The sequence below is a fragment of the Undibacterium sp. RTI2.2 genome (assembly GCF_035018705.1).
GTDB lineage: Bacteria > Pseudomonadota > Gammaproteobacteria > Burkholderiales > Burkholderiaceae_D > Undibacterium.
Map to the genome: position 1 here is coordinate 35,338 of NZ_JASJXN010000006.1, position 14,757 is coordinate 50,094.

The window sequence follows — 14,757 nt, forward strand, 5'->3', positions numbered from 1 at the left end:
AAGAGAGTAAAACGGAACGCCATATACTCCCTTTCATGTTGAATTAAATTGTCTTGAAAGTCAGATAATAATTGGATTATTAAAAAATACTCATAAGGAGTATATTAATTTAAGCTAAAATTATCCCTCTACTGCACGTATCGTCCAAAAATCTGCCGCCAGGTTGGGTTCTAGTAAATACGCATAAGGCACGGTAAAAAATCCCTTTTTGCCCCATGCATCGCCCCAGGAGTTCATCACGATAAAGCGCTCGGTTTTATCGTCATAACCGACTGCCAGTACTGAATGACCGCCTACCAAACCTTCATTTTTTTTGGGCATCGCTAACACCCCGTGCTGCGTCATTTTCTCAGATTCAAACTCATCGTACAGTGTGATACCGAACACAAACGGATGCCCGGTTGCCAGACAAACTTTTAAATGATCGAGTTTTTGTTGCAGGCGCTGATAACAGATCGCCTGATGTTGCAGCGCCTCGTCATACGCAGCTTTTGGTGGTTTCAGCGCATATTTTTTGGCGATATATGGCCAGTTACTTTCACGACAGATTCCCTGCTTGGCAACACTTTTAATGGCATCACGGATTTGCGCGCCATGGTTTTGCCGCTCGGTGCCGATCATCACACGTGCGTTGTAATGCACAAACAAACGTGACGGCATAAAAGGGCGCTGCATACCCTGTTTCATCAGATTAAAACGGAAGGCATTGCAGACAGCATTGGCGGTACAACTGCCTATTCTGTCACCTTGATTAAATACACTGGGACAGTGAGGACGCAGATCAATTTTGGTGGGGAGTTGATGTAGGTAATTCGGGGGAAGATCAAATGAGTGATCACGATGATCTGGCAAGTCGGGCAACCAGCCATAGCCTGCAATTTTTTGTGCCATGTTATTCCTTTTTTTACCATGATCGTCTGAAGCATTAGTCTACAACGCTACTCATGATATCGAAAAGGATTAAGAGGACTTACGCCCGGTGCTGCGTCACAAATAGCACCAGCACCACGCCCAGCGCAATCAGAATAATTTGCGGAATTGTTTCGTGCACGCTGGCACGGCGCTGCATTTGCGGCATTAAATCACTTAATGCAATGTAGATAAAACCAGAAGAAGCAAACACAAGCACGTACGGAATCAAGTTGCTGGCGCTACCTAAGGTGTAAAAGCCGAGTACACCGCCAATTACTGCCATCAAGCTACAAATTAAGTTGTACATGTAAGCGCGTGCGCGTGAAAAACCGGCATTGAGCAACACGATAAAATCGCCGATCTCTTGCGGTATCTCATGCGCAATGATCGCCAGACCTGTCACCAAACCCAGTTTGGGATCTGCTAAAAAAGCGGCAGCGATCAATATCCCATCAGTAAAATTATGCAAGCCATCACCGACCAGAATCATCCAGCCCGCTTTGCCTGCTTCGTGCGCATCATGACCATGCTCATGATGATGGCCATCGCCTTCGTGATGATGCGAGTGACGCAGAATAGCCAATTTTTCGAGCAAAAAAAATGCGAGTAAACCTCCGAGTAAGCACGCAAACAAAGTGCGTGGATCTGCACCAGATTCAAACGCTTCTGGCAAGGCATGCAATAAGGAGGTAGAGAGCATGATGCCAACCGACAAACTAACCATACGCTCAACGACTTTGGACAATAGCGAGAAAGAAAAAATTGCCGCAGCAGTAATGCTTAGTACGCCAGCGATGGTGGTGGCAAAAAGAATGGATAACAACGTGGAGTGAATTTTAAGCCTCGAATCAGACAATGGTATGCAGTAAGTATGCAGTTAGTGCAACTTGGTTGCAAATTAGAACACAGAGTGAGGTTTTGTGCAAATTTGACTTTGGGATGCCGGCTTGTTTTTAAGTTCTTTTCGACTTCTGTTCACGGTCATTAATTGATCCGATATGAAGATTTCTTCTGTTGCTGATCGCAGTTAAAAGGACGCTAATCCTTTCTTGAATACTGATCAAAAATACAGTATCGTTAAGCTTAATTAAAATCAATGGTAAAGCACTTTGTATGTTCTTTTGCCATCTCAGATAAATATAAAAATTACTTTTGGAAAATATCTTATGAAATTTGCTTACACCATTGTGTACGTCGAGTCTGTTTCGGATACGCTCAATTTTTACCACCAAGCATTTGGTTTTGAGACACGCTATTTGCATGAGTCTGGTGAATATGGCGAACTGGAAACCGGTGATACTGTTCTAGCATTCGCATCGCATGCGATGGGCGAGATTAACTTGGATGGGCATTATCAAAGAGCCGATCCTAATGTCCCACCTTTCGGTGTGGAATTCGCATTCGTAACTGAGGATGTGGCCGCTGCATATGCAAAGGCAGTCAGCGCTGGCGCACTGGCGATAAAAGAGCCGGCGCAAAAACCTTGGGGGCAAATTGTTGCATATGTTCGCTCCAAAGAAGGATCGCTGATCGAACTTTGTTCACCTATAAATTTCTGATATACAGCAAGTGTTGAAGCTGTAGATTTCTCCGGGGCCATCATTATGAAACGTCGTACAACGCTTGCATTATTAGTTTGTCTATTTGCCGCACCTGCTTTTGCTTTGTATGATCCAAAGCCAGATGCTGCTTTGTCAGCGGTGCAGGGTGAGTGGAAAGGTGCTCTGACTTATCGTGATTACAGCAAGCCAGATCGGTTGGTGACATTGCCGACGCGCTTGTTTATTGCTTTGGGTGCGCCCAATGAGCTGGTGCTGCATTATGTGTTTGATGATGGTCCGTCCAAGACGGTATTTTCGTATGAGCGGATGAACTTTGATTTGCTTAAAAACGAAATCGCCTGGGCTTCAGGCTCTGCCGAAAAAGCGGTATCCATTGGACGAATTACGTCCAATAGTGTTGACAGCAATGGCCGACAAATTCTGTTTGAACGTAAGGACGGCGATAAGCTGGATCGTTACCGGTTAGAGCTATCTGCCGGCGCTTTTAAGTTGTTTAAAGATGAGGTGAGTGCAGACGGTACGACCACGTTTCGCAATAAATTTGAGTTTGTACGCCCTTAATTTCAATGCGTAGTAGAGACACATTTAGATACAAGCAAATCTAAGGTGAGATGCATGAGTTCAGAGATAATGTGTGTTGATTGTGCTGTGTTGATTTGCTTATTTTTATCGAGGATTTACTATGCAAGCTCCCAATTCCTCCACGATTACATTACTTGTCGTATTGCCGCTAATCGCATGGCGCATGTATTCGCGTGTGCGTAAATTGGTTGGTCGTCAACGATTATCAAAAATACGGCCGTGGATTACTTTGGTTATTTTTCCTAGCTTGTTAGTCTTGCTGGCGTTTCTCTCTTCTTCGCATCTTGACAGGCTGATGTATATGGCGGGAGGTTTGATTATCGGATCGGGTCTTGCTGTCTATGGGCTCAAAAAAACAGTATTTGAGCCAACGCCACAAGGTTTGTTTTATACGCCAAACGCGCATTTGGGTATTGCTTTGTCGCTGCTGTTTTTTTGCCGTATTGTGTATCGTATGCTTGATGTGGATGTGCTAAATCCCTTGGACTCGCATGATATGGGGAATTTTGCGGGAAGTCCGCTGACATTGGCAGTATTCGGACTGCTTGCCAGCTATTACATTGGATATGCAATCGGTTTGCTACGCTGGCGGTTTGCAGTATTACGGGCGAAAGCCGAGCGTGAGCTTATGGCATCAGTCGATGTAGCACCGGATGCTGCGCAAACTATTTAAATTAGTTTGCTCACAAGCTCTTTAGCTTAATGAAAGCCAGAGATTGTCCCAGTCGTCTGGCAAAAAAGTACCTTCCCGCTTAAAGATAAACTGGTTTTGGGCATTCAGAACAAAGTGGGTAGGTTGTTTGACGATGGTTCCAAAATTGTCTTTGTGGCCGGGTGCATTACGCCACACCGTCGGGAAGCGTTGCTCTTTTGGGATGGCGAGCGAAACTAGTTGATTATAGGTATCAAAATCTCTTTTATCCTGGTCTATATTAATCGCCAGCAGAACAAATTTCCGGTTCGCATTACCTACATAAAATTCACGCATCAATTTAAGGTCGCGAGTGCAGAGATTGCAGCCGCTGGTAAAAAAGCTTACCAGCACTGTTAGTCCTATAAAATCGGTTAATTTTAAGGGTTTGCCATTGATGTCCGTGCTTTGCATCGTAAAAGTCACAGCTTCCTTTTTCTCTTGGGCAAACAGCGAAGAGCTGCTGATGGCGACACTGCTCAGTGTGGCTGTGTGAATAAATTTTCTTCTGTTCATCATTAAGCTTTTCTTTCAGTTTTTTTGGAATACACAGGTACCTGTCCAGGTAAGGCGTTTAGTCACGGTCTAATATCTGCTTAGTGATTGTGTCGGTTCTGGGCAATAAATCTTACAACAATTTCTAAAATAATCCGGGACATCATGCAAAAATAGTGACTCTACTTAAAGTAAAAAATGATCGCCATGAATTCTGTAACTCATCAACGCTGCTCTTGGGCTAATCCAGCTAATCCTCTTTATCTGGCGTACCACGATCAGGAGTGGGGCGTGCCTTGTCATGATGAGCGGCGTTTATTTGAAATGTTGAATCTGGAAGGGGCGCAGGCGGGGCTGAGTTGGGAAACTATCCTCAACAAGCGTGAGAATTACCGGCTTGCCTTTGATGATTGGGATGCAAAAAAAATCGCTGTATATGATGCGGATAAAGTAGCGAGTTTGCTGGCAAATGCGGGGATAGTACGTAATCGCCTGAAGGTGGCTGCGGCGATTACCAATGCTAATGCCTATCTGAGTTTGTGCGATGAGTTCGGCAGTTTAGATGGCTATTTGTGGGCGCATGTGAATGGCAAGCCGATTCGTAATAGCGGTGAACGCATTATTAAAACCGAACTGTCTGACCAGATATCAAAAGATTTAATTAAGCGTGGTTTTAAATTTGTTGGCTCGACGATTATTTATGCCTACATGCAAGCCATTGGTATGGTGCAAGATCACGCTTCTGATTGCGATTGGCGCACAAAATAATAAGCCAATAAAAAGGCCAGCTTTTGCTGGCCTTTTTGTTAGGCTATCTGTTAGTCGATCTGTTGATCGATCTTTTGATCGTATGTTGCGCTTGAGTGCGCCTTAGCTTGTATAAATAAGTAGATCAATGCTGAGTCTGGTTGAACTCTTGCGCCAGCGATTGTAAAGGCGCGACATCCAAAACAACGGGAGCAATTGTCGGCGGCAGGGCGATACGCACTGGTTTGCTATTCATATTGGTAGAGGACAGCACGTTCATGGTGGCGTCCGGTGCTGCGTCCCAGATCGGATCGTCGATGCCTTCAAATACGTGTTTGAGTTGCTCGCCCCAAGTACTGCGTATCATCTGGAAGTATTGATTTTTCTCATCAATCGTGACGAAACGGGTGACGGCCAGACGATCGGTTTCGTACACCAGCATATCTAATGGCAAGCCGACGGATACATTGGAACGCAAGGTAGAATCCATCGAGATCAGCGCACATTTTGCGGCTTCGTCCAGCGGTGTCAATGGATTGACTACCCGATCAATAATCGGCTTGCCGTACTTGGCTTCACCGATCTGGAAATAGGTATTTTCATTATGCGATTCAATAAAATTACCGGCTGAATAAATCTGAAACAAGCGGCAACGTTCGCCTTTAATTTGTCCACCAAAGATCAGGCTCACATTAAAATCGATACCGAATTCTGACAGAGATTGTGCGTCGCGTTTATGTACTGTACGCACCGCTTCACCGACGATACGGGCAGCTTCGTACATGTTGGGCGCATTCCAGATCGTGCTGCCATCAAAGCACACGTGTTCTGCGACTAATTGGCGTATCGATTGGGAAATAGAGAGATTGCCTGCGGTCATCAAGACCATCATACGGTCGCCCGGATTTTCAAATACGCTCATTTTACGGAACGTACCAACTTGATCCACACCCGCATTAGTACGAGAGTCAGAGAGAAAAACTAGCCCAGCGTCCAGGCGCATGCCAACACAATATGTCATTGTTACAAGCCAATAAACTAAAGCCATATTTTACCTTAAGGCAAAATGGTTTAGCTGATTTAGGGCTCTTAAGTGCCTGTGGAATGTCGCTTGATTGTCAGATAGTGTGTAATCCGTTTGTGAATTGCCAACGGTTTCTTAGGACTTACGCAAAACCGCCTCGAAGATGCAAGTACTATAAATGGTACTTATTGTTGAACTGGCATGACTTGTACATTGACGTCCAACATTTCTTCTCCACCGCCGCGTCGCACGCCACGGATAGGCGCAGCGGAATCATAATCGCGTCCGACTGCCAGACGGCAATAAGCATCGGTCATCAAACGTGCATGTGTTACATCAATACTGACCCAACCCGAGAAATCACTGTCTTCCACCCAAACATCTACCCAGGCATGACTTTCTGCATGGCTAGTGGTACCGGGATCAATATAGCCAGAAACGTAGCGCGCCGGAATACTGTGAGCATGGCAGCAGGCTAAAAACAGATGTGCATGATCCTGACAAACGCCGCGACCCAGACTTAGCGCATCGTCTGCGCTGGTCGTCACTTGTGTTGCACCGCTTTGATACTCGATTGCACCAAAAATAAGCTCAGCTAATTTGAGTGCTTCCGGGGTTTTAGTTTTCCCGTGCGTGTTGAATGTTTTCCCTGCAAAATTTCTCGCAAAACTACTGGCGGCGAAATCCATAATTTGTGGTGTCGGTTCGGTCAAGCGTGTGGCGACAGAAAAAATTAGCGGCGACAAGGTTTCGATTGCGTTCAAACGACCTTGGTATGGGTAGATTGTTTCGACCAAACCCTGTGCGACGATGGACAAAGCATCATGCTGACCAGTGATAGTTAGCATATGCGACAGGTTGCCATACGCATCGGTGTAGGCGTGACGCTGACCCGAAGTAGTGATGTGCCAGGACAATGCGTGCTGTTGTAACTCTTCCCTTGGTGTCAGACGAAGTTGCTGTATGGTGTAAGCCAAAGGCGCGGTATACCGGTAGATGGTCTCGTGTCTGATTGAGAGTTTCATACGAATTAATATACTCCCATTTAATATACTCCCATTTATTTTTCAAATAATCGGTCAATTGTCCAAATATTCTATGGGCGATCTAAAATTACTGGAGGGGAGTATATTTTTTATTTCTTTATTGTTTTGTGATTTATGCCGCAAGCGGCACCAGGAAGTTACGGCTGACACGATTGCCCAGTTCAAAGATTCTTTGCAAAAATTCCGTCAGTGTTTCATGCAAGCCAGCTTCCAGAATATCTTCAATGCAGGCAAATTGCAGTTCTGCATGTAGCTTGCCGGCAAAGCGTTCAGTATCGGCCGAGACATCATTGCTGACTTGCTTCAGGTTTTGTACCACCTCGTCCATGCAGGCCAGTAAAGAACGTGGCATGTCGCCGCGCAATATCAGCAGCTCTGCCACGCGCTCTGGTGTTATAACGTCGCGATATACCTTACGATAAATTTCAAAACCGGAGACTGAGCGTAATAAAGCTGCCCAATAATAGAAATCTCTTTGAGTAGCTTTTTCACTAATGCCTGCTTCTTTGGCGCCATGGAACTTCACATCTAAAATACGCGCAGTGTTATCGGCACGTTCTAAAAAAGTACCCAGACGGATGAAGTGGATAGCTTCATCTTTCAGCATCGTACCCAGCGTCACACCACGGGACAAATGTGAGCGGTATTTGACCCATTCAAAAAACTGGCTAGGATCGTTTTCCAGTACGCCGCTGTTCAGATGTTGCTGCATATCCAGCCAGGTTGCGTTTTGGGTCTCCCATACCTCGGTGGTTAGCGTGCCACGAACGGCGCGGGCGTTTTCGCGCGCTTCGGTCAGGCAGGCTGCGATGGACGATGGATTGTCCGGGTCACGCAACATAAAATCGAGTACGTCTTTCGCATTGAGTACACCGTATTTTTTATCAAATGCGGACTGCAATTCCGAAATACCCAGCATCGCACGCCAGCCTTGCTCTGCACTCTCAATTGATTGCGGGAGCATCGATGTTTGAATATTTACATCCAGCATACGGGCAGTATTTTCGGCGCGTTCTGTATAGCGTGCCATCCAGAATAAGTGATCAGCGGTGCGGCTCAGCATAAATTTTCTCCAGCGCGGCAAGTTATTTGGGCATTCGATCGGACTTGATCCGGTCTGATATCAGCAAACGAATGAGGAAACTATTTTTCTAGTATCCAGGTATCTTTTGTCCCGCCACCCTGCGATGAATTAACCACCAGCGAACCTTCTTGTAAGGCCACACGGGTCAAACCACCAGGTACCATCGAGATGGTTTTGCCGGACAACACAAATGGACGTAAATCAATATGGCGCGGCGCGATGCCACTCTCAACATAAGTCGGACAAGCCGATAATGCCAGCGTCGGTTGTGCGATATAGCCGTCAGGTTTGGCGAGCAGACGCTGGCGGAAATCTTCAATTTGCGCTTTGGTCGATGCAGGTCCTACCAACATACCGTAGCCACCCGCGCCATGTACTTCTTTAACAACCAGCTCAGGTAAATGCGCTAAGGTATAGGCTAAATCTTCGGGTTTGCGGCATTGGTAAGTCGGGACATTATTCAGGATCGGTTGCTCAGTCAGATAGAACTTAATCATGTCCGGTACAAACGGATAAATCGATTTATCATCTGCCACACCGGTGCCGATTGCGTTTGCTAGGGTCACGCGACCAGCGCGATACACCGACAACAAACCAGGCACACCAAGCGACGAATCCGGACGGAAGGCCAGCGGATCGAGGAAGTCATCATCCACCCGGCGATAAATCACATCGACGCGTTTAGGTCCGCGTGTGGTGCGCATAAATACTGCGTTATCGTTGACGAATAAATCTTTACCTTCTACCAGTTCCACGCCCATCTGCTGCGCTAAAAATGCATGTTCAAAATAGGCGGAGTTATACATCCCTGGTGTCATCACGACGATCGTCGGGTCATTCACGCCGACCGGTGCAACCGAGCGTAAATTGTCCAGCAACATATCAGGGTAATGATCTACCGGCGCAATTTTGTTACGGGCAAATAATTCCGGGAAAAGTCGCATCATCATCTTGCGATCTTCCAGCATGTAGGACACGCCAGACGGTACCCGCAGATTATCTTCCAGCACATAAAACTCACCGGCACCGGCGCGCACAATATCGACACCGGCGATATGGGCATAGATATCCGAGGCGACCGAAATACCTTGCATCTCTGGCCGGTATTGCGCATTTTTATAAATTTGTTCAGCGGGAATAATGCCCGCCTTGATGATGTTTTGATCGTGATAAATATCATGAATAAACATATTCAAGGCTTTGACGCGCTGTACTAGACCAGTCTGTAAATGTGACCATTCGCTAGCAGGAATAATGCGGGGAATAATGTCAAAGGGGATCAGGCGTTCGGTACCGGCATCGTCGCCATACACTGCAAAGGTAATACCGACGCGACGGAATGTCAGATCAGCTTCTGCACGCTTACGTTGTATAGTCTCTGGAGATTGTTGCTTTAACCAGGTATTAAATTCGCGGTAATGATCACGGATGTGATTTTCTATATTTGCTGCCGAGCCAGCTGCTGAGCTTGCTGACTCTATGCCATCAGCAGCCATTTCATTAAAAAATTTTGCCATGATGTGGTTTCGCTGTTATTTGAGTTTTTACTATAGTTTCAGTTTCTACTATCAAGAACTATGCCAGTGTATTTTTGGCATTGCAAAACATACTTCACGTTACGTCATCTTTGGATCAAAGCCATATCAAACCTAGATCAAACATCAGGGGCTCGAATATAGTCGATCAAATCCACTGTGCGAGGATCTGGTGCAGGTGTCATCAGGCTGACCAGTAGCATGCTGATGATCCCTGCCGGCACACCAAATACCCCGGCGGAAATCGGAGCGATATGCCACCATTGATTTAATACACTACCACCGAATAGTGGATGTGTGTTGAGCATGTAATAAACACACACAATAAAACCGATGATGATACCCACAATGGCACCCTGTTGGTTCGCACGTTTCCAAAAGATGCCCAATACCAGTGCAGGGAACAGGGTAGATGCTGCCAGTGAAAATGCCGCACCGACTAGCGATAAAATATCCGCAGGTTTAAGCGATGCCACATAGGCAGCAACTAGTGCTACTACTAACAACAGTAGCTTAGAAATTGTCACCCGTTTTTGTGTCGAAGCACTGGGATCAACAATTTTGTAATAAATGTCGTGCGACAGCGAATTGGAAATCGTCAGCAGCAAACCATCCGCAGTCGATAAAGCTGCCGCCAGACCACCTGCGGCAACCAGACCGGAAATGACATAAGGCAAACCTGCAATCTCAGGTGTCGCGAGCACGACGATGTCACCATCAATCGCAATCTCTGCCAGCTGGACAATGCCATCGTGGTTGATATCAGTAATATTCACCAGCGGATTAAGTTTGTCGATGCTGGCCCAATAGGTGACCCATGATGGCAATTTAGAAAATTCGGTACCGACCAGTGAGGTATAAATATCGTACTTTACTAAAATCGCCAGAGCGGGGATCGTGATGTACAACAGCATGATAAAAAATAGTGACCAGAAGACCGACTCACGGCTCTCTCGCACTGATGGCGTAGTGTAGTAACGGATTAGTACATGGGGCAAGGCCGCAGTACCCATCATCAGACAAAATACTAAGGCCAAAAAATTATTACGCTTGATGTCAGATTCGTTTTTATCTTTTGCGGCATACGGCATGTAAGTAGTGACGCTGGGTTCTGCGCGTGCCAGATTGGCACTCTTGGCGTCAGTCCATCGCAGCTGCGCCTCTTGCGGTGTTTTAGGATAATTGCTTAATACCCGCGCTGCTGCTTTGATTTCTATCAGTGAGGCATTACCAGATTTAAGCTCATCTAGCTGGTGCTGTAATTCCAATCGCCCCTCTTCCCATGAGGCAGGCAGATGCTGGATTTTTTGCTGGAATACCTCAGCGCGTTGTTTAAAAATAGCCCGGACTTCTTGTTCTTTCGGATCATTCGCAAACAGTTTTTCTTTAGCGCTTAATTGCGATAGTTTGGAACCGTAGGCAATTTGCGGGATCGGCATCTGGGTCTGTGTTTGGGCATGCTTTGCTGATAACCATGTGACCGGGATCATGTACGCAATAATGATGATGATGTATTGCGCAACCTGGGTCCATGTCACTGCCCGCATACCACCCAAAAAAGAGCAGACCAGAATACTTGCCAGGCCTAAAAAAATGCCGATAGAAAAATCCACACCGGTAAAGCGCGAGGTGATTAAACCAACACCATAAATCTGGGCGACGACGTAGGTGAATGAAATAAAGATCGTCGCAATCACGGCTAGGACGCGCACGATATTGCTACCATTCGCGCCGGCATAACGGGTGCCTAAAAAATCCGCAATACTGTACTGCCCAAATTTGCGTATATACGGTGCGATTAACAACGCAACCAGACAAAAACCACCGGTCCAGCCAATGATGTAGGCAAGACCATCAAAGCCCTGTAAATATAAGCCGCCCGCAAGACTTAAAAAACTGGCTGCCGACATCCAGTCTGCCGCCGTTGCCATCCCATTAAAAACAGCCGGTACACGCCGGCCAGCGACATAGTATTCAGAAATATCCGAGGTGCGGCTCATGACGCCAATACCAGCGTAAATCACGATGGTAGAGAACATGAACAGATAACCTATCCAGGCACGGGGTACGCCTTCTTTTTCCAGTACCGCAAGGCTGATCAAAAAAAGGATGAACAGCAGCGTGTACCAGGCGTAATAGCGCGTTAGTCGTTTAGAGAATCCAGCCTGTGCCATTAGCGGATATCCTTTAAGTTACTATCCTTTATTTGAGATAGATCAGGATTTTTTTCTGAAATTTCAGTATGGTAAGCGTCTTCAATTTTACGCATCCACAGTGAGAAAATAGCCAGCAGCGCCACGTAAAATAAGGTCAATCCTTGCGCTGCCATATAAAAAGAAAACGGCCATCCAAAAAAAGTATAGGCAGATAATTCTCTGGCAAAAAACAGAATGCCAAATGTCAAAAAAAACCAGCTCGTCAGTAAAAATGCAGTCAGGTATCTGCTGCGCCGCCAGTGAGTGGCTGCAGTAGCTTTTGATTTATCCAGCGCACTGATACTTTTATCTGCTTCCATATCAAGGTTTTTAGGTCTCTAAATAACATTTGTTGAGGGATTCTAAAATTGAGCTGCTATTAAGCTATTAAGCTATTTAGCATTAAGCTAGCTAATATCCCCACGTAAACTGGCATGGGGATTCATCTGAAATGACACCCGGAATATACAGCCTGGATAATGCGGATTTTGATTGCGTGGATTCGCCATAATGTCGATAGGCGCATTATGTTGCTGAGCAATTTCGCGCACGATAGAAAGCCCTAATCCGCTGCCTTGTACATTGTTATCCAGAATACGATAGAAGCGTTCAAACACATGCTCATGTTCTGATACTGGAATCCCGGGTCCATTGTCTTCCACTTCCAATATTGCCAGCGCCTGCTCTTCACTCACCCGGATTCTGACGGTGACGCTTAACCCTTTTGGTGTATAGCGAATCGCGTTATCAATCAGATTACTTAATAACTCGCGCAGCATCAGCGGACTGCCAAATATAAAAACAGGAAAATCTGGCTGCTCTAATCCCAGATCAATTTCATAAGAGAACGAGGTCTGTATCCAGTCATGTACGGTGCTGCGTACCAGCTCACAGAGCTCAATCGACTCTAAGGGTTTGGTGGCTGGCGTTTGATTTTCTGCCCTTGCTAAAGTCAGCAGTTGGTTGATCAGGCGGGTAGCCGCCTCCGAACTTTTAGCTAGCTGCAAAAGTGAACGATGGATTTCTGTCTGATCGGTCTGGCGCAAGGCTAATTCAGATTGCATGCGCATACCAGCCAGTGGAGTTTTCATCTGATGTGCTGCATCAGCGATAAAGCGTTTTTGGATGACGATAGTTTGTGCTAAACGTTCTAACATCTCATTGAGTGAGCGCACCAGAGGCGTGATTTCTTCCGGTACGTGGCGCGAGTCTATCGGACTAAGATCGTCGGGCCGCCTGGCGCGTATTCTGTGTTGTAATTCGGCTAGCGGCGATAGTCCGCGACTCAAAGCAAACCAGACTAAGGCAAGTGCTATCGGCAAAATAATAAATTGTGGCAGGATTACGCCTTTGATAATTTCATTTGCAAGTACGGCGCGTTTTTCTAAGGTCTCCGCAACTTGTACTAAGACTAGTTGGGATTCTTGTACTTGGCTCGAAGACAGCACTGCTTGCCTAGATTTGTCAGCCGAATGATCTACTGAATTTCCAGTTAGTTTCGCGGCTACTTTCGCACTGATTTCTTTGTTAACTTTGTTCAGATTGATGTAGCTATACGCGACCCGAATGTCGATACCGTGCAAGTATTCATTTCTGATTTGTACAGTGCCGGGGGTAGGGCGGTCATCTTCGGCTGGCATGGGCAAATCTTTATCACCATCGATCAGATCGCCTTTGCTATTTTTGATCTGGAAGTAAATACTATCCAAATCATCTGCACGCAAAATATCGCGGGCAGGGTTCGATAATTGCGTGACGACTTTACCATCGACTTCTTTGACTTGCTGTGACAGTACCAGCACATTGTCTTCCAGCGCCCGGTCAAACGGTTGATTGGCAATCGATTTGGCGACCAGATACGTGATGGCGATGCTCATAGGCCAGAGCAATAACAGCGGTGCCAGCATCCAATCGAGAATTTCACCAAAAAGCGAGCGCTGGATTTTTTCTGGCGGTTGGCTGTGACTATTGGTGTTGTTATCTTTGCGAGCAAGATGCTCCGGCGCTTGCGATGCCATCGCTACTTTTGCGCCTTCGTCATCCATCATGCTTGATCGTTTTTGGTGTGGTGGTGGTGGTGTTCGTCGAGGCAGCGACAAAAAACTTCTCCAGACAATATCCCAAGCCGCGTACTGTGGCGATGCGCACACCATCGATTTCAATTTTTTTTCTTAAGCGGTGGACGTAAACTTCAATCGCATTATTACTGACTTCTTCGCCCCATTCGCACAGGTGATCCACCAACTGTTCTTTAGAGACTAATCTGCCTGTTCTTTGCAATAAGACTTCTAATAAACCCAGCTCACGTGCAGACAAATCCAGCATTTGCTCATGAATGTAAGCAATTCTACCGACCTGATCATAAGTCAACGGTCCGTGTTTGATCACGGTAGGGCCGCCACCAGCGCCGCGTCTGGTTAATGCTCTTACTCGGGCTTCCAGTTCTGATAAGGCAAAGGGCTTCGCCATGTAATCATCTGCACCCAGATCCAAGCCTTTGACGCGTTGTTCAATGGAGTCCGCGGCCGTTAAGATTAGCACCGGCAAATGGGAATTACGCGCACGCAAACGTCGCAATACTTCTAGCCCGCTGAGTCGTGGCAGACCTAAATCCAGTATCAGCAAATCAAAATCTTGGGTCGTTAAAGCCGTATCCGCTTCTTCGCCATTGGCGACACAATCGGTGGCATAGCCAGACTGTCTGAGCGAACGGGTCAGTCCGTCGGCAAGTACGCTGTCATCTTCGGCGAGCAATATGCGCATGGGGTATTTTCTTATAGTGTTTGTCTCTCAGCTTAGTTTATTGCGTTTAGCGGACTTTGTCACAGCAAGATGAGTGGTCTGCTGTGACAAGCTCTAAATGAATGGTTGCGGTCTCTTCTCG

The 14,757-nt window shown here is 46.3% G+C and carries 15 protein-coding genes; 4 read left to right on the forward strand and 11 right to left on the reverse strand.

All coding sequences use genetic code 11. The annotated features are described in order from the left end of the window. Window positions 1–120: 120 nt before the first annotated feature. On the reverse strand, window positions 121–891 hold the full coding sequence (locus QN395_RS04905; protein WP_322120066.1) for a C1 family peptidase: 771 nt from the start codon (window positions 889–891) through the stop codon (window positions 121–123). Window positions 892–970: 79 nt separating this feature from the next. Further along, window positions 971–1,735, reverse strand: coding sequence for a ZIP family metal transporter (locus QN395_RS04910; protein WP_323492144.1), 765 nt, complete (start codon window positions 1,733–1,735; stop codon window positions 971–973). 343 nt (window positions 1,736–2,078) lie between these two features. Between QN395_RS04910 and QN395_RS04915 the strand changes: the two genes are divergently transcribed. From QN395_RS04915 to QN395_RS04925, 3 genes are all read left to right on the forward strand, one after another. Beyond that, window positions 2,079–2,471, forward strand: a complete 393-nt coding sequence (locus QN395_RS04915) for a VOC family protein (protein ID WP_322120065.1) — start codon at window positions 2,079–2,081, stop codon at window positions 2,469–2,471. Between the two features lie 45 nt (window positions 2,472–2,516). Beyond that, window positions 2,517–3,035, forward strand: a complete 519-nt coding sequence (locus QN395_RS04920) for a hypothetical protein (RefSeq protein ID WP_322120064.1) — start codon at window positions 2,517–2,519, stop codon at window positions 3,033–3,035. Window positions 3,036–3,156: 121 nt separating this feature from the next. After that, window positions 3,157–3,729: a hypothetical protein gene (locus QN395_RS04925; protein ID WP_323492145.1), complete on the forward strand. Its 573-nt coding sequence runs from the start codon at window positions 3,157–3,159 to the stop codon at window positions 3,727–3,729. 21 nt (window positions 3,730–3,750) lie between these two features. Here QN395_RS04925 and QN395_RS04930 read toward each other — a convergent pair whose 3' ends face one another. Then, window positions 3,751–4,266, reverse strand: coding sequence for a redoxin domain-containing protein (locus QN395_RS04930; RefSeq protein ID WP_322120062.1), 516 nt, complete (start codon window positions 4,264–4,266; stop codon window positions 3,751–3,753). Window positions 4,267–4,449: 183 nt separating this feature from the next. On the opposite strand from QN395_RS04930, the gene QN395_RS04935 reads away from it, so the two are divergent. Further along, the gene (locus tag QN395_RS04935; RefSeq protein ID WP_322120061.1) at window positions 4,450–5,010 is read left to right on the forward strand and encodes a DNA-3-methyladenine glycosylase I; all 561 of its coding nucleotides are present in this window, start codon (window positions 4,450–4,452) and stop codon (window positions 5,008–5,010) included. A gap of 124 nt (window positions 5,011–5,134) precedes the next feature. Here the strand turns inward: QN395_RS04935 and QN395_RS04940 are convergent, their stop codons facing one another. The 8 genes from QN395_RS04940 to QN395_RS04975 all read right to left on the reverse strand — a co-directional run bounded on the left by QN395_RS04940 (window position 5,135) and on the right by QN395_RS04975 (window position 14,636). Further along, entirely contained in the window at window positions 5,135–6,010 is an 876-nt protein-coding gene (locus tag QN395_RS04940; protein WP_322120060.1) for a peptidase, read from the reverse strand. Between the two features lie 188 nt (window positions 6,011–6,198). Then, window positions 6,199–7,038, reverse strand: a complete 840-nt coding sequence (locus QN395_RS04945) for a transglutaminase family protein (RefSeq protein WP_322120059.1) — start codon at window positions 7,036–7,038, stop codon at window positions 6,199–6,201. A gap of 133 nt (window positions 7,039–7,171) precedes the next feature. Further along, window positions 7,172–8,122, reverse strand: coding sequence for an alpha-E domain-containing protein (locus QN395_RS04950; RefSeq protein ID WP_322120058.1), 951 nt, complete (start codon window positions 8,120–8,122; stop codon window positions 7,172–7,174). Between the two features lie 80 nt (window positions 8,123–8,202). Then, complete coding sequence (locus tag QN395_RS04955; protein WP_322120057.1) at window positions 8,203–9,660, reverse strand: circularly permuted type 2 ATP-grasp protein; 1,458 nt, start codon at window positions 9,658–9,660, stop codon at window positions 8,203–8,205. A gap of 137 nt (window positions 9,661–9,797) precedes the next feature. Then, the gene (locus QN395_RS04960; protein WP_322120056.1) at window positions 9,798–11,852 is read right to left on the reverse strand and encodes a sodium:solute symporter family protein; all 2,055 of its coding nucleotides are present in this window, start codon (window positions 11,850–11,852) and stop codon (window positions 9,798–9,800) included. Continuing rightward, a complete protein-coding gene (locus QN395_RS04965) occupies window positions 11,852–12,193 on the reverse strand; it encodes a DUF4212 domain-containing protein (protein ID WP_322120055.1) in 342 nt (113 codons plus the stop codon). The genes QN395_RS04960 and QN395_RS04965 overlap by 1 nt, the downstream gene beginning before the upstream one ends. Window positions 12,194–12,280: 87 nt before the next feature. Further along, a complete protein-coding gene (locus tag QN395_RS04970; protein ID WP_416200123.1) occupies window positions 12,281–13,921 on the reverse strand; it encodes a sensor histidine kinase N-terminal domain-containing protein in 1,641 nt (546 codons plus the stop codon). Beyond that, entirely contained in the window at window positions 13,911–14,636 is a 726-nt protein-coding gene (locus tag QN395_RS04975) for a response regulator transcription factor (protein WP_322120054.1), read from the reverse strand. Before QN395_RS04975 ends, QN395_RS04970 begins: the two co-directional genes overlap by 11 nt. Window positions 14,637–14,757 lie beyond the last annotated feature (121 nt).